An 18,151-nucleotide genomic window follows, 5' to 3' on the forward strand; every position below is an offset into this window, starting at 1 on the left:
TAGGAGATGAAATATGACAGCAAATCGTATTAAAGCAGCTGCTCTTTCCCGCTTTGCCCGCTATGGCTATAAGGGGACTTCCCTTGCTGATATCGCACAAGATGTCGGCATTAAGAAGCCGTCAATTTATGCTCACTTTAAAGGCAAGGAAGAGTTATACCTTATTTGTCTCGAAGAAACTCTGCAAAAGGATTTGGCATTTTTGCATGCATATATATCGCAGCCTTATGAATCATGCTTTTCTTTACTTTATGCTCTTCTCAAAAGCTACGGTGAAAGATTCCATGAAAGCGCAGAAGCTATGTTTTGGCTTCGCTCTTCTTTTTTCCCGCCCGATGAGCTAAGAGCTACTGTTGTTGCAAAAGCAAATGAATACATTGATTCAATGGGCACTATGCTGCGTCCCATCTTTCAAGAAGCAAAGGCTGCAAATGTGCTTCATGTTGAAGCAGAAGAAGCGCTTGACGCTTACTTATGTTTATTTGACGGATTGATGATTGAACTTATGTATGCGGGTTCAGCAAACTTTAAAAAACGATTTCAATCCTCATGGAAGGTTTTTCAGCGTGGGCTGCAAGGTTGACGTATTGTCAAGGCAATACGTCTTTCTTACATCGCTTGCCTAACGAACGATAGGAAGGGGATATAAAATGGAATGGCTATATGTAATATTTTCCGGTTTAATTGAGATTGTTTGGGTACTGGGACTTAAACATGCTGAAGGACCTATCGCTTGGATTGGCGTAGCGGCAGCTATGCTGCTCAGCTTTTGGCTGCTGTTTAAATCCTATAAAAAGCTGCCGGTCGGTACCGTATATGCTGTATTTACCGGGATTGGCACGGCAGGAATTGTAATGGTTGAAACTCTATTTTTAGGAGAACCGTTTTCTCTTATTAAAATGTTGTTTATTGCATTATTGTTTGCAGGAGTCGTCGGGTTAAAACGTGTAACAGGTGAAACAGAAAGGAAAGCGGAGGTAGATTAAAATGGAATGGTTATATCTTCTTATCGCAGGAGTTGGCGAGGTACTCGGTGTAATATGCATGAAGTTTGCCAGTGAGCGAAAAGGAATTTTGCCGAAGTTTCTGCTTGCCGCAAGCTTTGCCATGAGCTTCTTCTTTTTATCAAAAGCGATGGAAGTTCTGCCTATGGGTACAGCTTATGCCATTTGGACAGGAATCGGCACGGGCGGAAGCTCCTTGCTCGGCATATTTATTTTTAAAGAATCTGCATATTGGCGCCGCCTCATGTATTTAAGCTTTATCGTAGTTGGGGCTGTCGGATTAAAATTAACACAATAATTCATAAAGTATGTATCTTAACAAATGATAATCTTATACGAACAAAAAGGAGTGAGGTTATGATAACAACTTTTCCTAAGCAAATTTTACGCTTCTTCTTCCTGTTTCTTATCATGGTGTTCGTCATAAGCTTAGCTGTTCATCTTCATAAATATCCCTCTAATAAGGGGGACAACACAAAATCGTATCAGCATATTGAACTTGACGCATTTCATTAAAAAAGAGCTAAACCGGAGTTTAGCTCTTTTTATGTATTACTTCTCAAAACGATTCAGCATCTCTTCTCTCATGCCAAAGCTGACGATAGCTAATCCGATGTACATGAATACAAGTACAAATGGATTAACGGAACCGTACCAATTGTTATCAACAATAAGGTAGGCAGTCAATAAGGCTACAAGAGCAAAAGCTGCTACAAACATATAAAAGCTTATCCTTTGGTTCATCTTGCTCCCCTTTCTTTTTTGCACTCAACATTTAAATATTTATTGTAACGAAACTTGCTCTATGCCTCAAGTTTTTCGTTATATACAGACTAATTTATGTGGCTTACCTCTACCTTAACAATGTCATTACAACCGATAGAAATAATAGAACCTGCACTGTCGATAGCTGTAATATTCTTTTTGTTCATAACAGACTCTACAACACGCTCAAGCATTTTTTCCCTATCGCGATAGTAAAACTCCTTAATATCTTGAATGGCGCTCCCATTTTCTAAGTAATAAATCATCCTATATCGTTTATACATTACTCCTTCCTCTCCTTTTTGTTCATTTGTTCACATGAATAATAAAGGCTACAGAAGCGTATTTCTTTTTTATGTATATAAAAGCTTTTAATTTCATTAAAATTCTAACAAAATTTATCGAATTTATCAAACTGACTTAAAACCCTTTATTCTGCGTCCAGCTTGGATTTATGGTATTTTTTTACAAAAACGTAAACGAAATGTAACAAAAGAAAAGCCGCCCTTTTCTCATGAAGGCGACTTTCTTCTTCCCGCTCTAAGCGTCCGTAATTCCTCTTGTATTCCAAAGAAGGGAACGCACGCAGCTCGCTGATGTTAGTTGAACCTTACTTCTCGTATCTTAAAATCGGCTTGCGTGCTGCAGTTGTTTCATCTAAGCGTTTAATTACTGTTGAATGCGGAGCTTCCTGTACGATTTCCGGATTTTCTTCCGCCTCTTTTGCGATTTGAATCATTACGTCAATAAATGCATCGAGCGTTTCTTTGGATTCTGTTTCTGTCGGTTCAATCATGATACATTCTTCCACGTTTAACGGGAAGTAAATTGTAGGCGGGTGATAACCGAAGTCCAATAGGCGCTTTGCGATATCAAGCGTACGTACGCCAAGCTTCTTCTGACGTCTTCCTGACAATACGAATTCATGCTTGCAATGCTTATCAAACGGAAGATCATAATAAGGAGCCAATCTTCTCATCATATAGTTTGCATTTAGCACTGCATCTTCTGTTACTCTCTTCAATCCGTCCGGACCCATAGAGCGGATGTATGTGTACGCGCGAACATTAATGCCAAAGTTTCCGTAGTAAGGCTTTACGCGCCCGATTGCCTGCGGACGGTCGCAGTTAAAGCGGTATCCTTCTTCTGTTTTCTCCAATATCGGCTTTGGCAGGAACGGAATTAAATCTGCCTTCACACCGACAGGACCAGACCCCGGGCCGCCGCCGCCATGCGGACCAGTAAATGTTTTATGAAGATTTAAATGAACAACGTCAAATCCCATATCTCCGGGACGCGCTTTGCTTAATACAGCGTTCAAGTTCGCTCCGTCATAATACAGCTTGCCGCCTGCTTCATGAACGACTTGCGCCATTTCTAAAATATGTTCCTCAAATAAACCAAGCGTGTTCGGATTTGTAAGCATAAGCGCCGCTGTATCTTCGCCGACTACGCGTTTTAAATCCTCTAAATCTACAAGCCCTGTTTCATCAGATTTTACAGTAATCGTTTCAAATCCGGCTACTGTGGCAGATGCCGGGTTTGTACCGTGCGCAGAATCGGGAACGATAACCTTTGTTCTCTTGAGATCATTGTTAGCTTCATGATACGCACGAATCAGCATCAGGCCTGTCCACTCGCCGTGAGCACCAGCTGCCGGCTGCAATGTAACCTCATCCATGCCTGTAATTTCCTTTAAATGCTCTTGTAAATCATACATCAGCTCCATAGCTCCCTGTACAGTGCTTTCGTCTTGGAGCGGATGAATGTAAGAAAAACCAGGGAAGCGTGCTACATTTTCATTGATTTTCGGGTTATATTTCATCGTGCAAGATCCGAGCGGATAGAAGCCGGAGTCTACACCATGGTTGCGTCTCGATAGCGCTGTATAATGGCGCATAATGTCCAATTCTGATACTTCCGGAAGCTCTGGCGCTTCTTGGCGAATATATTCGCTGTCAAAAATACTTTCCAGTACAGCTTCTTCTACATCAAGCACCGGCAAACTATATCCTACACGCCCCGTTTTGCTGACTTCAAAAATGAGCGACTGATCTTGGTTCATCATCGGATATTCCCCATTTCCTTCACAAATGTGTCAATTTCCTCTTTTGTACGGAGTTCCGTTACGGCGAGCAGCATATGATTTGAGAGTTCTGCATAATCCTTGCCAAGGTCATATCCGCCAATGATGTGCTTTTGTACAAGAGCAGCGTTTATTTCTTTTACAGGACGCTTGCAATCAATAACAAATTCATTAAAGCAAGGGCCATTGAACGCTGCGGTAAAGCCATTTTGCTCAAATTGCTTTTTCGCATACTGTGCTTTGGAAATGTTTTGGATTGCCATTTCCTTCACGCCTTGTTTACCAAGGGCAGTCATCGCTACAGAAGCAGCCAATGCATTTAGCGCTTGGTTGGAACAAATGTTAGATGTCGCTTTGTCGCGGCGGATATGCTGCTCGCGCGCTTGCAGCGTAAGCACAAAGCCACGGCGTCCTTCAGAATCCTTCGTCTGTCCCACTAAGCGGCCTGGGATTTTGCGCATAAATGCTTTCGTTGTAGAGAAGAAGCCGCAATGCGGTCCGCCGAATTGTGCAGGAATTCCAAAAGGCTGTGCATCTCCTACTACAATGTCGGCTCCAAATTTGCCTGGAGGCGTCAATGCTCCAAGTGCAATCGGGTTAGAAGAAACGATAAACAATCCTTTATGCTGATGGGCGATTACTTCAAGCTCTGCCAATTTTTCTACTTGCCCGAAGAAGTTCGGATATTGCACCACTACGCATGCCACTTGTTCATTCATTTCGTTTTGCAGCGCTTCTGCATCTGTCACGCCGTCTTTATATGCAATTTCGATCACTTCCAGGTTTTGTCCTTTTGCATATGTTTTTAAAACCTCTCTCGTTTCCGGATGAACCGTTTTAGATACGAGAATTTTCTTTTGCTTCGTATGTCCTGCCGCAAGCATCGCTGCTTCTGCAAGAGCTGTACCGCCGTCATACATGGAGGAATTTGCAACATCCATGCCTGTTAACTCGCAAATCATCGTCTGGAATTCAAAAATGGCTTGCAATTCGCCCTGTGAAATTTCCGGCTGATACGGTGTATATGCCGTATAAAATTCTGAGCGGGAAATGACGTGATCTACAATAACCGGAATGTAATGATCATACACGCCTGCTCCAAGGAAAGAAGTATAATCCTTTAGATTCGCATTTTTCGCCGCAAGCTGCGAAAGCTCCTTCATAAGTTCAGGCTCGGATTTTGCAGTCTTGATTTTTAAATCCCCTTTAAATTGGACGCTTTTTGGAATATCGCTGAAAAGATCTTGAACAGTCTCAACGCCGATGGCGCCGAGCATTTCTTTTTTGTCTTCTTCTGTAATTGGAAGATAACGATGCAACATTAGATTACCCCTCCTACTTAGAACGCTTATAAAATGGTGTTGGAACAATGATTGCCTTTACACGTTTGCCGCGGATCAGCACTTCCACTTCCGTGTCTAATGCTGTATATTTCACATCCAAAAGCGCCAAGCCTATATTTTTCTTTAACGTTGGTGATTGTGTACCGCTCGTTACTTCTCCGATTTTTTCTTTACCGACAAATACCTCATAGTGACTTCTCGGTATACCGCGTTCAATCATTTCAATGCCTACAAGTTTGCGCGGCGCACCGTTTTCTTTTTGTTCTTTCAGCACTTCTTTTCCAAAGAAATCAGATTCTTTATTCGTTCTTACCGCAAAGCCGATACCTGCTTCAATCGGTGTGATATCCTTTGTCAGCTCTTGTCCGTACAGAGCGAGCGTCGCTTCAAAGCGGAGCGTATCGCGTGCACCAAGGCCGCATGGCTTCAAACCGTCTTCTTTTCCTGCCTCGAGAAGCTTATCCCAAAGTACAGCGGCATTTTCACTCTTACAGTAGATTTCAAATCCGTCTTCGCCCGTGTATCCTGTACGGGATATAAGCGCTTTCATTCCATCAAACTCTACATTATCTTTAAACTTGAAAAACTTTATTTCTTTCAGATCTTCATTTGTCAGCTTTTGCAAAATCGCTTCCGCGTTCGGTCCTTGAAGCGCCAGCTGCGCGATTTTATCAGAAACATTCGTTACTGTTACGTCTCCTTCTGTATGGGACGCAAGCCATTCATAGTCTTTTTGAATATTAGCAGCATTTACAACAAGCAAATAGTCATTGTCCGCTTTCTTATAAACTAATAAATCGTCTACAGTGCCGCCGTTTTCATAGCACATTGCCGTGTATTGCGCGCCTCCGTCTTTTAACAGCGCGATATCGTTTGTCAGCATCCGCTGTAAGTAGGCAAGACTATCAGTTCCCTTTACTTCTATTTCTCCCATATGAGAGACATCAAAAAGCCCCGCTGCCGTGCGAACGGCTTCGTGTTCTTCTTTAATGCTTGAGAATTGAACAGGTAAATCCCAGCCGCCAAAGTCGATTGTTTTCGCTCCGTATTTGGCGTACACATCGAATAGCGGTGTACGGTGTAACGTCATCATGCTTTTCTCCTCCTTGCGCTGCCTATAACAAACTTGCAAACAGCTAAACATTTTGGTGCCAAAAATGTTAGATATACGGAATCCTGTTATATTTTTTTGTGAAAGCGTAAATAAAAATCAGCATTTCCGGATAAAATACGAAAGATTCCATACTCTTTACACAACATTATCCTAACATTTTTCATTCTATTTCATCAATATTCTAACAAAAAAAATAATTCCGAATTTACAGAGGGTGAGAGCGAATGAACGTTGACATTACGACAGACCGCTCGTGGCACGAAGATTTTTTACAGCGTGTGACAGAAGATGGTCCTTGGACAAACTGGGAACTATACAATCTTGCATATGAAACTGAAAAGCAGCTCCTCATCCCTTCCTTTGAAGGGCTGCAGGCGCCAAAATTTCTGCCGCATTTAACGCCCCTTCCTCACCAGCTGGAGGTTGCGCGCACCGTATTGGAAGATATGAACGGAAAGGCGGTTCTTGCCGATGAAGTAGGATTGGGAAAAACGATTGAAGCTGGACTCATTTTAAAAGAATATATGATTCGCGGACTTGTCAAAAAGGTGCTCATTCTCGTTCCTGCTTCCCTCGTTTCACAGTGGACGTACGAGCTCAACACAAAATTTTATATCCCGGCGGTCGCGCAGAAAAAAAGCTATTCATGGGAACAAGCTGATGTAATCGTTTCGTCCATTGATACGGCAAAACGTGCACCGCACCGCGACATCGTTTTGAACCTCGAATACGACCTTATTATTATTGATGAAGCGCATAAGCTAAAAAATAATAAAACAAAAAACTACGAGTTTGCCCAACTACTAAAAAAAAGATTCTGTCTATTGCTGACGGCAACGCCGATTCAAAACAGAATTGATGAAATCTTTAATCTCGTATCGCTATTAAAACCAGGGCATCTTGGCAATCAATCAAACTTCGAGGAGTACTACGCCTCTAAAAACCGAACGCTTGAAACAGATCAGCATCTAAAGGAGCTGATCAATAAAGTGATGGTGCGCAATCGCCGCAATGATACAGGAATCGAATGGCCGAAACGGCACGTCCATACCGAATTTGTCGACTTTAATGACGAAGAACGCGCGCTGTATGATGCAATTTCTAATTGGAAATCTGCAAACGCTTTTACCTCGGCGTTCTCCTCGCTGACATTAAAGCGAGAAGCCTGCAGCAGCAGGGAAGCTGTATATTTCTCATTAAAGAAATTCGTTGAAAAACGAAAAGCGGAAAATCCGGATTATGCAATAGACCCTTATATTGGTGTGCTCATGGAGCATATTAACAGCATCCCGTCCAACTCAAAAGCAAATCGAGCGCTTGAAATCATTAAAGACATCAATGATAAAGTAGTGATTTTCACAGAATATCGCGCTTCTCAAATGTATCTGCAATGGTTTTTGAAACAGCACGGCATTTCTTCTGTGCCGTTTCGCGGCGGTTTCAAGCGAGGCAAAAAGGACTGGATGAAGGAGCTGTTTCAAAATCACGCGCAGGTGCTCATCGCAACAGAAGCCGGCGGAGAAGGAATCAACCTGCAATTTTGTAATTACATGATTAACTATGACCTGCCGTGGAATCCAATGAGGCTGGAGCAACGCATCGGCCGTATCCATCGCCTCGGCCAGCAAAACGATGTGCATATTTATAACATGGCAACCAAGCATACGGTCGAAGAGCATATCCTCAAGCTTCTATATGAAAAAATTGATTTATTTGAACGTGTTATTGGAGAACTCGATGAAATCCTCACCAGGATCGATATGAAAAACATTGAAGATCATATTCAAGAAATCTTCACCCATTCTAAGAGCGAGGGCGAAATCCGCATCAAAATGGATAACTTAACATCCATTATCGACTTTGCCCGCCGCAGCGATACAGGAGTCGATCGTTATGCAGCAACATGAAATTCATGATTATTTACATCGTTTCTTCACCGCAAATCATTGCGACATTCTAGAACAAACGGATCATTTTCTAGATGTGCAGCTTACGATTGAAATGGATAAACTATTAATGAACCGCCCTTTTTATTGGCACTATCTTGAAAAAACAGGCGGGACGCCGAATCCAATGCGCATTACCTTTATTACGGATCAAAATAAAGCTTCAGAGGACTTGAAAGGAGAAGCTGTTCATTACGGCTCTCCGCGGCTCCATCAAATTTTTAGAACAGCACAGGAGCTTGGTTCTTACATCCGCTTGTATGAAGATGTACGTCCGAACGGGAATATAAACGCTCCCCTTCATCCATGGCTCGGCATTAATGTGAAGGTGTCCTATCAATGCGACCGCAAAAAAGATATGCTGTATTCTCTCGGACTTCATCTTCTTACAGGAACAATGGTGAGCGGCTTTCACGAAACGCTGCAGACCATACCTTTGACTCCGAAAATACCTGACTTTTGCTTTACTTTAAGCCCAATTATTAAACCGCAAAGCGGACTGATCCGAATGGAAGAAGCGCTGAAAACACTGATTGCCGATGATGATCATACATGGGCAGACGAAGCGAGAGGGCGCTGGCAGCACGACTTGCAGCTGTTGAACCAGTTTTACGATGGTATGGATGAAGTGCCGGACAGCTTTAAGGTAGAAAAGCAAGCGCTGCAGGAGCAATATGAACCTAAAGTTGTCATTAAACTCATTAACGGCGGATTGTTTTACCTGACACAACATCGCATTACTTTATAAGAAGCTCCTTCATTGGGAAGGAGCTTTATTTTTCTTATACAAAAAACTGAACTGCTCTACAGCGCGCATCGCTTCTATTACTTGTTCACTCGTGATTGCCCCCATTAAGCGAATGGATTCATGCGGAAGCGTGGCAGCCTCTGCAATTTTATGAAGCAAAAGAACGCTACATTTTATCATTTCTTTAAAAAAAGCTACTGACCGAAGTCAATAGCCTACACTTTCCCATTATACTTTCGTCCATCGTTATGCTCTTCTTGCTGGTGCTGTGTCATACGTTTCTGGTACGCTTTTGTACGGGCGCTTACATGATTTGCATCATTTGGTTCATTCTTTTTTGAGCCCCCTGCTCCGTTACTCATGTCTCCACCTCCCGACATTCAAGTTATTTGTAGGTTATGTTGTCGGGATAAATTTATACATCAACTCCATGCGTGCTTGATAATCCCCTCCTTTTTCATCATATCTGGTTCTCATCAAAAAAGAAAAGAAGGTGCACCGTATACACCTTCTTGCTACTCTTCTACATATTTACTGAACATTTCATACAAACCTTGATTCACAAGATGCGTAATCTGCTCATCCGATTTATAAGGATACCGGTCACGCAAACGAATTGATGCTTTTGCCATCAAGTTTTCCAGTACAGAACGGCCGCCCTTTCCGTATATCGCCTCCGCGTATTCAATCAGCTTCGTATCCTCTACAGATGCTGGATGATGGTTAAAAAAGAACTTGTTCATTGTTTCACCCCATTTTTGATAACGTTTACATTTATCCATATGATCAACATATGTTATTCATTTCACAATAATGTATGCCGAATAAAATTTATAGTTCCATTATAAAACAACATTAGGATTATGCTTACATTTATTTAAGGCGATTTTGTGAACAATTATTTCGAAATACAACCATTACTTGAACTACTCCCACTTTCACTTCGTTTAGAAGTGGGAGATTCCTGCGAACACGAAACTCCCCGTAGTTCCTACGGTTCAACATTTTGTATCCTATACGTTGGACACGGCATACGAACCTACTCTGCTTGGTTTTCGCGACTTCAGTTCGCATGGACGAATGTTGCTTGAACATTTTACGGTACGAAGCATTTCTCGTACCAATCTCATATGTTCAGTTTTCAATGTGCAATCTGCACAGGGATATTTTACCATGTAAACATGTGTTTTGCTACACAAAAAGCCAATTCATCTCCTACCTATTTGTTGGTGCTATGCACCTTTACACAAATTGAGGAAGGAGTCTTCTTGGCTAAAAATGATAAATTATGGAAATTAAAAACCGATTGCCCAAATAGCAATCGGTTTTTTATTATGCTTCGTTCAATACACGCTCAAGACGTTTACGCAGCATCGCCATGCCGCTTCCGCCTGCTTGAAAGTGGCGAAGCTTTCCTTCTTTATCAAATACATAGTATGCAGGTACATATTTGTTTTCAAATGAATCTGTAATCGAATGTGTATTATCCACTAAAACCGGTTGAATAATATCGTGACTTTCTGCCACTTTTTCAATTACAGCCAAATCTAAATCATCTTCAGAACGGGGCATATGAATGGCCACTACATTCAGACGATCGTCATATTCATCACGCAGCTCGTTTACTTCCGGCATTGCTTCCTTACATAAATGGCAGCTTACAGACCAGAAGTGAATTAAAGTTGGAGCATCTCCAATTAAGTCTTCTCTCGTTACTGTGTCATTCAGCACATGAGTTGCTCCTTCTAAAGATGGCATTGGTTCACGCAGTTTCATGAAAACTCCCCCTGTTATATAAACAATATAAATTCTTTATTTAAAATGATTATAATTGTTATTATATCTACTTCTTTTTTAAAGTCAACATTAAATTATAATAATTTTAATTTGAATTCTTTTCTCAATTAATGAGGAGGAGCGTATTTACTTCACGCTCAATATTTGCAGGGCAAATATCATCATAAAGGTAATCCATCCGGTCACCACGCCGATACATAAACTAAACAGCACCATTATTACAATTTGACGCTTCTTTTTTAACATCACTCTGCTCCTTGTCTTTTTACCATATGTATTTCCATACCTTCTCCTATATACAAAAAAAACACCAATTGACTTGGTGTTTTTTTGTATATCTATTCCGCTCGTTTCTCATCCTGCTCATCAGCCGATTTTCGATACAGTAAAGCAATGCTAAGAGGCAAAACGCCGAACCAGCGGCTCAAAAAGGGTTCTCTTTCGCTTCGGCGCTGCTGCCGTTTTTGCTTTCGATCTTGCTTTGGGCTGTCCATATATGTCACAAACTGCTGCGTCACAAACTTCACATAATCATTAGTAGACATGTTTGTTCACCGCCAATATAAGGTTCTCTAGTATAGCAGTATGCCCACTTTATTTACGTTTAATCGTTTCTTCAATTTCGTTTATAATATCTTCAATCGCTTTATTTGTTGTGTCTACAGTATAATGAGCTTCCTCATACAAGCTTTGTCTGGAACGAAACAACGCAAAGAAGGACTCCGTTTCTTGAAACAGCGGTCGTGTTGTATCGCCTCGCAGCCTTTGGACAATATGCTGCGGTTCACAGTATAGATATAACACAGTTCCGTGCTCCTGCATCCAGCGCCGATTCTCTTCTTTCCCAACAACTCCTCCGCCGGTTGTGATAATGATATTTTCTGCAGGCAACGACTTTAATATATCCGTTTCGTATCGGCGAAAGGCCATTTCCCCCTCCTGTTCAAAAATTTCACGAACTCGTTTTCCTGTTCTCATCTCTACCTGCTCGTCCGTATCAATTACAGGTACGTTCCATCGTTCGCTCAGCGCTCTGCCAATGGTTGTTTTTCCTGACCCCATAAAACCTGTTACATACAAAGCCTTCATTGCTTTATCTCTCCTCTGACCAATTTATCATCTGTTCTTTGTCCTTATTATACTGAAAATTCGCTTTGTATGTCCGGTTTTGTTTCGTTTTGCATTCAACGGCTACTGAAATGATGGATGAACCAGCTGCTGATACATTTGCGCTTCCTTCCGCATACAAATACGTATGCGAAAATGAGCCGGCTGTTTGTATATCGCTTTTCACATCCTGAATGGTCCGGTACATTAAAACATCAAGAATAAGCATTTCTTCCGCTTCTTTATAAAACTTTTTCTCCAGCATAAGCAAATTTGCTTCATATATAAGAAAAGCAAAAAGAAAAAAGGAGAATATAATCGTGGCCGGCATTGTAAAACCTTTCTCCTCTCTCACGTTCCGCCCTCCAAGGAATGAAATCTTGTAACGCTCCCAATATGCCTTTCATTGTTTACATCCTCAACATGAACGATAAGCTTAGCGGGCAATAATTCATACGAAATATTTTTTACATTCTGCAGCAAAATCTCATTGCCTTTATCATTTACTTTTCGAACGAGATAGTTTCCTTGAATCACATGCGAAACAAGAATTCCGTTTTCATCGTGTAAAACGAGCTTCCTGTCATATACACTTACCTGCTGTGCTTCACGAAATTCCATTTGGATTTGTTCTAAATACAAAGTCCATTCAAATGCACTGAATTTCTTCGGGGAAGAAGACTTGAGAATCGGCTGTAAATGCGGCACTGCCATAACGAGAAAAAAGAGGATTAAAAGACAAACAAGCATTTCAATGAGCGTAAAGCCGCTCTCACTATTCTTTTCCCCGAACATGTACACATCTCTCCTGACGCTGCTGATTCATATCGTTCCACATCATGCATACTCGCTTTTCATTGCGTTCTTGCACATCCGTCCACAATACCTCATAAACCGTCCCTGCCACAGCACTTGTAAATGTTTGCGAATAAGCAGAATCCATATAGTAGGATGAAATCTGCTCTTTTAAGAGCACATGGGCCTCATGACGAATTTGCGTGTTCTTTTCCTCCCTCATGAGCAAAATAACCTGCGGAAAGACCAGCGTACAAAGGACCATTAAAAGACTGAGCGATGCCATCATCTCCAGCAGGGTGAATCCTTTTTCACATGCGAATATAATAGAACCTCCCTTTCCCAAGCTGGAAGACAACTTTGTATTTCTTGTTTTTGTAGGACACATACATCGTTCCGCCTTTATTGATGTTTCCGTCTGGACCGTAAATAATAGGAGCGGCCAGCGTATCAAACCTGATTTGTACATCAGGATCATAGTCGCGCACAATAAGTGCTCCTGTATCTCCTTTTGTAATGACATACCGATGGTTTGCAGCAAACCAATGCAGCCTATGACGAACGTTGTGACTTATCGCAGATTGCTGCATGAACACAAGATCCCGTTGAAACTGTTCCAAAAAATCTTCTGCTTTGCGGCTTTCGTACTTTGGGTATAAACTGAGCGTGATAATGCTGATTAAAGAAACGATGCTCAGTACAAAAAGCGCTTCTAAAAAGGTAAAGCCCGCTTCTTTATGACGCTGGTTTTGATGGATCATTAGCTTCGACTGTTCCGTCATCTTTAACTTGCATCACTTTTCCGTCCGGACATGTGCCTGTTGTGATGTATTTTCCCGTAACTAAATCAGCAATAGTCGGCAGTTTATTGTCATTATTTAGTTGATAAGCCTGCACCTGTGCCTCTGCAGATTTCATTAGTGCACTGCAGCCTTTTGCATTTACGGTCTGCTTTTGTGTAACCACACTCGGAATAATTAACAGCAGCAAAACCGAAATCACCACGAGTACCAAAAGCATTTCGAGCAAGGTAAATCCTTTTTCATTCATGTTCATTCCCCCTTATATGGAATTCACCATTTGAAACATGGGTAGCATCATAGCCAAATACATCAGGACAATGATGACACCAATACATGTAAATAAGATAGGCTGTATGATCATAACAAGCCTGTTGATGCGATTTTCCACTTTTTCTACAACCATATCGCTGTAATCTGCCAGCTCTTTTCCTAAATTTCCGCTGGCTTGTCCATGTATAACAACATAAGAAAGCTCTTTTTCGTAATACGGCCGCTGCTCCAAAATGCTGTCGAGCTTTTCTCCGCTGGCAAGCAAATGTTTCACTTCTTTTGCCTCTGACCGAAAAAAAGAATGATGGGGCTGTTGCTCCATGAGCATAAATACTTCTCGCACTGATAATCCGCCTTGCAGTAAACTGCTGATTTGTACAGAAAAATAATGCGAGTTCAGAGATAGAACAAAACCTCGTACGAATGGAATGCGAATCCATATGTTCATTTGTTGATTAGAATCCAGTTTTCGGAAATATAAGAAGTAGCCTGCCAGCGCCGCCGCGAATACACCAGCAAGCATGATACATATATACGGCAAAGCATACAGAATAGACAAAATGGCATCAGAAAGCTGTGAAGGAGTTTGCATAGAATGATATAAACTTGAAAACTGGGGCAAAAGGACAGTATTAAACAGCCATACCATCCCGATGAGAAGGCTGAGGAGAAATATAGGGTACTGAAGAGCTTTTTTCATTTTTTGCAGGTGCTTCTCTTTTCGTTCTAAAATAGCACTTCCTTGACTTAAAGCAAACGCTACATCTCCATGCTGCTCTGCATAAAACAAATATCCCAATAAATCGGAATGAAAGGAAAGTCCTGTGAATACAACATGAAGACTGCTTCCTTTTTTTAATTCCTCTACCGCCTCTCTTAGTTGTGCTTTCCTCCTTTCGCTTAAGTAAAGCTGGAGGAATTCAAGCGCGTGCCAAAGCGAATATCCTTTTTCCAGCAAGCTCCCTAGTTGACGAAGCAGAACAACTTGCTCGCTCAGTTTCCATACAGAGGTTTTTTTACCGCTGAACATCTTCTTCCTCTATATATCCGAGAGCATAGCCTTTATTCATGACTTGCTTCAATGTAGCATAGCTGTATACGCCCTTTTTCCCTCTTGCTTCTAGAATGACCTGTTTTAAATCCCCGCCATACAACAGCTCGTATACGCTCAAACGCCTTACTTTACGCATTTTCTTGCAAAGAGAAGAACATTTTCCTTGGCAGAAAGGGCATTTAATTTCCACTAAACGCTGGGCGGCAACAGCAAGCAGGGACTGTTCAATTTCAGCATGAGTAATATGAAAATCCAGGAGACGCAAAACAGCGCCTTTTGCGTCATTTGTATGCAGTGTCGTCAGAACCAAATGGCCTGTCAAACTGGCTCTCACAGCTACTTTCGCCGTTTCTTCATCCCGTATTTCTCCAACTAGAATAATATCGGGATCATGGCGCAGCACCGCTTTTAGACCTGCAGCATACGTAATGCCGGCACGTTCGTTAATTTGAATTTGAAGCATGCCATCGCTTCTTTTTTCAACAGGATCTTCAAGCGTAACGATTCGGCGGTTCAGCTCATGCTGTGCTGCATGCAATAAGGAATACATCGTAGTTGTTTTGCCTGAACCCGTTGGTCCTGTAAAAATAATAAGACCGTGTGAATGGTGGAGAAAAGAAAGAAGCGCTTTAGCTGAACTCGGAAATAGGGCTAATTGTGAAAGAGGCTGAACCATTGTTTGAAAATGAATGCGGATTACGAGACTTTCATTGTTCATAGTGGGCAGGGTAGATAAACGAAGATGGAGATGCGCGTATTCTGCCTGGATTTCTAATGCGCCATTTTGCGGTTTTCGCTTTTCTCCTATATCCATAGATGCCAAAAACTTAAAATGCGAAATCAATTTTTCTGAAAAAGCTCTTGTGATGATGTGCTTTGTAACCAAATCCCGGTCAATCCTCATTTGAATCATTGCGTCATGATGCCTTGGCACAATATGAATGTCAGATGCCTTTAAATCATAAGATTCTTTTATAACGGTGTCTGCAAACTGCTCAATAGTATTCATGTCTTCGCCTCCTCTCTTCTTATATACCATACATACAAAAAGAAGAAAATGAAGCAAAATACCGTTTTTCCCAGTGCATTCTGCTATATTGGCATCCACAAAGTATTGACACTATATGCAAATATGAACAATTCATGAATCCTTGTGAAATTTTGTTATTAAATAATATTTTCCATATTATAATGTTGGCATCCCTTACAAAGTACAGAAGGCGGCGATTGCAATGAAGCAAGTATTAAAAGTGACGAACGTGTTATCTGATTCGACAAGATACTACATTTATCAATATATTTCTAAAAAACACGATGATGTAACAGTACAAGAGGTGGCAGACGAATTTCATATTCATCCGAACGTTGCCCGTCTTCATCTGACGAAGCTTGAAGATGTGAATATGCTTGTATCTGAAACGAAGAAAACAGGAAAAGGCGGAAGACCGAGCCGGTTATATCGCCTATCTCAAGATGTCATCCAATTGCAGTTCCCGTTCCGCGACTATCAATTGCTTTCGCAAATTGCGCTTGATACACTTCTCAGCCTTGGTGAAGCAGGAAATAAAGCCTTGTACGAAACAGGAAAGAAGTTTGGAAAAGAGCTTCTGGAGCGTCATTTGCTGAATGCCGCTATGACAGAAGATGAGCTTTCTTTTGAGGAAAAGGCAAACATCGCAAAAGAAGCGTTCGCTGCAGCCGGGCTTTCTCCTGAATTTGAAGTAAATAAAACACAAAAAAAATTTTTTTATCAAGTATATAACTGTCCTTTTAAAGAATTGGCGCAAAATCGTGCGCACGTAGTTTGCAGCATGCACGGCGCAATAATGAAAGGTATTTTTGAAACATTATTTACCGATATTGAATTAATCAGCAATGAAAATATGCTGACAAATTGCAAATCATGCGATTATCAGCTTCACATTCACTAAAATACAATTTCTAGTATATTGTAAATGTTTACAATAGTAAGAAAATTACTTTATAATATATACGGAGGGGATTATGCGTTCAAAAGGGGAGGGGAAATGAATGGATCGCATGTTTCGCGTTCTAGGCTTCTGGACAGGAATTTTCGCGGTTATGTTTTACTTGGGTGATATGCACTCAACAGCGCTTTTATTCTTTGTCCAAACAGGCTTCTTTGTTATTTTAGGTTATTTGAAATTAACAGAACGTATGTATATTTACGTCTTTGGAGCTTATTTAACTGTGTTCTTTATCGGATTTACATATTATACAACGTTCTTGCTCGTTCCAGGAATCGAGCACTAAGAAAAAGCGGCGGCAAAGTCCGTCGCTTTTTCTTTTTTTTATATCTTCTGATGAAATTCCCTTTGTCCAGATATATACCCTAGTTAACTTATAGGTTTAATAATATATCTGAAGATATATTCTACAAAAAAGGTGATTACCATGAATACTTTATTAATAGGAGTAAACATTACGGTGATGCATATGATTCTCACGCAGTATCAGCTTTAAAACAGCTTCCGGGATGAACGATTAAAAAGAGGACATCTCGTCCTCTTTCACATCCCGTTTTTTTCACACCAGTCGTGAAATTCTCGAAAATCCACATCTACCAATACTAAATCCTTCAGCTCCACATCTAATGTAGTATGGTTTCCAATAATCAGCTCATACCCTGATGTACTTTTGCGCATTACGATTCCCATTTGGTTTTGATGCGGGCCATGATTGACGTATGCTTTTTGTCCTATAATATCAAAATTCAAATTCTTCACCTCTTTTTCTTGCTTCATTTCTGTATATATATGATTTGACAAGAAAAATAGTCCCTTTCCATTTTTCTTTTTTCTATGTTGCAAGATTTATTACAATATCTTTTAATTTATTTCTGCTCCATAAAAAGCTTGTAAAAAATAGTGCGGTTTCATTGTAAGATTGCTCGTTTTACGATTACAATGTAGTGTGTAAGAACCATGAAAAAATTGAAGAGGGATGACAATGAAGAAAACAGTAATAACCCAAGTCATTCAGCATTTGAAAAAGTTTGGATTTGAAGATGCGGAATATTGCCCGAAACTGCAGCAATTTCAGTTTCATAACAACTCGGATATCATGAATAACTACGTAACCATCACATACAGCAACCAATTTCAAAAATTCAGCGTACGCGTCCATCCGATTGAAACGTCCAATAGTGTAGAGCTCATGGAAGTTACAAAGCGATTAGAGAAGTGTACACAATGTGCAGAGGAATTGAATGCTTTGCTCGAAAAACGATATAAGACCGATGTCCCAAAGCTGGTAATTTAATGTAACAAAAAAAGAATGTGCCAATGCACATTCTTTT

28 protein-coding genes are annotated in these 18,151 nt (G+C 40.8%); 9 read left to right on the top strand and 19 right to left on the bottom strand.

The window, feature by feature from the left end:
• Nucleotides 1–13 precede the first annotated feature (13 nt).
• The 4 genes from H540_RS0101915 to H540_RS32875 all read left to right on the top strand — a co-directional run bounded on the left by H540_RS0101915 (nucleotide 14) and on the right by H540_RS32875 (nucleotide 1,520).
• Complete coding sequence (locus H540_RS0101915; protein WP_028399170.1) at nucleotides 14–583, top strand: TetR/AcrR family transcriptional regulator; 570 nt, start codon at nucleotides 14–16, stop codon at nucleotides 581–583.
• Between the two features lie 67 nt (nucleotides 584–650).
• Nucleotides 651–986 carry a DMT family transporter gene (locus tag H540_RS0101920; protein ID WP_028399171.1) on the top strand — a complete coding sequence of 112 codons (336 nt, stop codon included), beginning with the start codon at nucleotides 651–653 and terminating at the stop codon, nucleotides 984–986.
• 1 nt (nucleotide 987) lies between these two features.
• Nucleotides 988–1,302, top strand: coding sequence for a DMT family transporter (locus H540_RS0101925; RefSeq protein WP_028399172.1), 315 nt, complete (start codon nucleotides 988–990; stop codon nucleotides 1,300–1,302).
• Between the two features lie 59 nt (nucleotides 1,303–1,361).
• Entirely contained in the window at nucleotides 1,362–1,520 is a 159-nt protein-coding gene (locus H540_RS32875) for a hypothetical protein (RefSeq protein ID WP_155890910.1), read from the top strand.
• 36 nt (nucleotides 1,521–1,556) lie between these two features.
• On the opposite strand, the gene H540_RS0101935 is transcribed toward H540_RS32875, so the two are convergent.
• From H540_RS0101935 to gcvT, 5 genes are all read right to left on the bottom strand, one after another.
• Nucleotides 1,557–1,748 (bottom strand): hypothetical protein, encoded by a 192-nt coding sequence (locus H540_RS0101935; protein WP_028399173.1) that lies wholly within the window; start codon nucleotides 1,746–1,748, stop codon nucleotides 1,557–1,559.
• Between the two features lie 89 nt (nucleotides 1,749–1,837).
• The gene (locus H540_RS0101940) at nucleotides 1,838–2,053 is read right to left on the bottom strand and encodes a DUF3929 family protein (protein ID WP_425388065.1); all 216 of its coding nucleotides are present in this window, start codon (nucleotides 2,051–2,053) and stop codon (nucleotides 1,838–1,840) included.
• 326 nt (nucleotides 2,054–2,379) lie between these two features.
• Nucleotides 2,380–3,837 carry an aminomethyl-transferring glycine dehydrogenase subunit GcvPB gene (gcvPB, locus tag H540_RS0101945; protein ID WP_028399175.1) on the bottom strand — a complete coding sequence of 486 codons (1,458 nt, stop codon included), beginning with the start codon at nucleotides 3,835–3,837 and terminating at the stop codon, nucleotides 2,380–2,382.
• Complete coding sequence (gene gcvPA, locus H540_RS0101950; protein ID WP_028399176.1) at nucleotides 3,834–5,177, bottom strand: aminomethyl-transferring glycine dehydrogenase subunit GcvPA; 1,344 nt, start codon at nucleotides 5,175–5,177, stop codon at nucleotides 3,834–3,836. Before gcvPA ends, gcvPB begins: the two co-directional genes overlap by 4 nt.
• 13 nt (nucleotides 5,178–5,190) lie before the next feature.
• Nucleotides 5,191–6,291, bottom strand: a complete 1,101-nt coding sequence (gcvT, locus tag H540_RS0101955; RefSeq protein ID WP_028399177.1) for a glycine cleavage system aminomethyltransferase GcvT — start codon at nucleotides 6,289–6,291, stop codon at nucleotides 5,191–5,193.
• 245 nt (nucleotides 6,292–6,536) lie between these two features.
• Between gcvT and H540_RS0101960 the strand changes: the two genes are divergently transcribed.
• Entirely contained in the window at nucleotides 6,537–8,219 is a 1,683-nt protein-coding gene (locus H540_RS0101960) for a DEAD/DEAH box helicase (protein WP_028399178.1), read from the top strand.
• On the top strand, nucleotides 8,206–9,006 hold the full coding sequence (locus H540_RS0101965; protein ID WP_028399179.1) for a YqhG family protein: 801 nt from the start codon (nucleotides 8,206–8,208) through the stop codon (nucleotides 9,004–9,006). The genes H540_RS0101960 and H540_RS0101965 overlap by 14 nt, the downstream gene beginning before the upstream one ends.
• A gap of 9 nt (nucleotides 9,007–9,015) precedes the next feature.
• Here H540_RS0101965 and H540_RS32880 read toward each other — a convergent pair whose 3' ends face one another.
• The 13 genes from H540_RS32880 to comGA form a co-directional block, all read right to left on the bottom strand.
• On the bottom strand, nucleotides 9,016–9,165 hold the full coding sequence (locus tag H540_RS32880) for a hypothetical protein (protein ID WP_155890911.1): 150 nt from the start codon (nucleotides 9,163–9,165) through the stop codon (nucleotides 9,016–9,018).
• A 56-nt stretch (nucleotides 9,166–9,221) separates the two neighbouring features.
• Nucleotides 9,222–9,368, bottom strand: coding sequence for a hypothetical protein (locus tag H540_RS33955; RefSeq protein ID WP_028399180.1), 147 nt, complete (start codon nucleotides 9,366–9,368; stop codon nucleotides 9,222–9,224).
• A 153-nt stretch (nucleotides 9,369–9,521) separates the two neighbouring features.
• A complete protein-coding gene (locus H540_RS0101980) occupies nucleotides 9,522–9,749 on the bottom strand; it encodes a hypothetical protein (RefSeq protein ID WP_028399181.1) in 228 nt (75 codons plus the stop codon).
• 589 nt (nucleotides 9,750–10,338) lie between these two features.
• Entirely contained in the window at nucleotides 10,339–10,782 is a 444-nt protein-coding gene (locus tag H540_RS0101985; protein ID WP_028399182.1) for a TlpA family protein disulfide reductase, read from the bottom strand.
• A gap of 359 nt (nucleotides 10,783–11,141) precedes the next feature.
• Nucleotides 11,142–11,348 carry a YqzE family protein gene (locus H540_RS0101995; RefSeq protein WP_028399183.1) on the bottom strand — a complete coding sequence of 69 codons (207 nt, stop codon included), beginning with the start codon at nucleotides 11,346–11,348 and terminating at the stop codon, nucleotides 11,142–11,144.
• Between the two features lie 49 nt (nucleotides 11,349–11,397).
• Entirely contained in the window at nucleotides 11,398–11,892 is a 495-nt protein-coding gene (locus tag H540_RS0102000; protein WP_028399184.1) for a shikimate kinase, read from the bottom strand.
• 4 nt (nucleotides 11,893–11,896) lie between these two features.
• A complete protein-coding gene (gene comGG / locus H540_RS0102005) occupies nucleotides 11,897–12,265 on the bottom strand; it encodes a competence type IV pilus minor pilin ComGG (RefSeq protein ID WP_028399185.1) in 369 nt (122 codons plus the stop codon).
• On the bottom strand, nucleotides 12,262–12,705 hold the full coding sequence (gene comGF / locus H540_RS0102010; RefSeq protein WP_028399186.1) for a competence type IV pilus minor pilin ComGF: 444 nt from the start codon (nucleotides 12,703–12,705) through the stop codon (nucleotides 12,262–12,264). The genes comGG and comGF overlap by 4 nt, the downstream gene beginning before the upstream one ends.
• The gene (comGE, locus tag H540_RS31690) at nucleotides 12,686–13,093 is read right to left on the bottom strand and encodes a competence type IV pilus minor pilin ComGE (RefSeq protein ID WP_425388066.1); all 408 of its coding nucleotides are present in this window, start codon (nucleotides 13,091–13,093) and stop codon (nucleotides 12,686–12,688) included. Before comGE ends, comGF begins: the two co-directional genes overlap by 20 nt.
• A complete protein-coding gene (gene comGD, locus H540_RS32885; protein ID WP_028399188.1) occupies nucleotides 13,017–13,466 on the bottom strand; it encodes a competence type IV pilus minor pilin ComGD in 450 nt (149 codons plus the stop codon). The genes comGE and comGD overlap by 77 nt, the downstream gene beginning before the upstream one ends.
• On the bottom strand, nucleotides 13,441–13,755 hold the full coding sequence (comGC, locus tag H540_RS0102025; RefSeq protein ID WP_034670160.1) for a competence type IV pilus major pilin ComGC: 315 nt from the start codon (nucleotides 13,753–13,755) through the stop codon (nucleotides 13,441–13,443). Before comGC ends, comGD begins: the two co-directional genes overlap by 26 nt.
• Nucleotides 13,756–13,767: 12 nt before the next feature.
• Nucleotides 13,768–14,808: a competence type IV pilus assembly protein ComGB gene (gene comGB, locus H540_RS0102030; protein WP_028399190.1), complete on the bottom strand. Its 1,041-nt coding sequence runs from the start codon at nucleotides 14,806–14,808 to the stop codon at nucleotides 13,768–13,770.
• Nucleotides 14,795–15,841 carry a competence type IV pilus ATPase ComGA gene (gene comGA / locus H540_RS0102035; protein ID WP_028399191.1) on the bottom strand — a complete coding sequence of 349 codons (1,047 nt, stop codon included), beginning with the start codon at nucleotides 15,839–15,841 and terminating at the stop codon, nucleotides 14,795–14,797. Before comGA ends, comGB begins: the two co-directional genes overlap by 14 nt.
• Nucleotides 15,842–16,064: 223 nt before the next feature.
• Here comGA and H540_RS0102040 point away from each other — a divergent pair, with 223 nt between their 5' ends.
• Together H540_RS0102040 and H540_RS0102045 are read left to right on the top strand one after the other, a co-directional pair.
• Nucleotides 16,065–16,763, top strand: coding sequence for a helix-turn-helix transcriptional regulator (locus H540_RS0102040; RefSeq protein WP_028399192.1), 699 nt, complete (start codon nucleotides 16,065–16,067; stop codon nucleotides 16,761–16,763).
• 100 nt (nucleotides 16,764–16,863) lie between these two features.
• Nucleotides 16,864–17,106: a DUF2626 domain-containing protein gene (locus H540_RS0102045; protein ID WP_028399193.1), complete on the top strand. Its 243-nt coding sequence runs from the start codon at nucleotides 16,864–16,866 to the stop codon at nucleotides 17,104–17,106.
• A gap of 257 nt (nucleotides 17,107–17,363) precedes the next feature.
• On the opposite strand, the gene H540_RS0102050 is transcribed toward H540_RS0102045, so the two are convergent.
• On the bottom strand, nucleotides 17,364–17,570 hold the full coding sequence (locus tag H540_RS0102050) for a DUF3912 family protein (RefSeq protein ID WP_028399194.1): 207 nt from the start codon (nucleotides 17,568–17,570) through the stop codon (nucleotides 17,364–17,366).
• Nucleotides 17,571–17,802: 232 nt separating this feature from the next.
• Here H540_RS0102050 and H540_RS0102055 point away from each other — a divergent pair, with 232 nt between their 5' ends.
• On the top strand, nucleotides 17,803–18,114 hold the full coding sequence (locus tag H540_RS0102055) for a hypothetical protein (protein ID WP_028399195.1): 312 nt from the start codon (nucleotides 17,803–17,805) through the stop codon (nucleotides 18,112–18,114).
• The last annotated feature ends 37 nt before the right edge of the window (nucleotides 18,115–18,151 follow it).

Source organism: Ectobacillus panaciterrae DSM 19096 (assembly GCF_000430785.1).
Lineage (GTDB): Bacteria > Bacillota > Bacilli > Bacillales > Bacillaceae_G > Ectobacillus > Ectobacillus panaciterrae.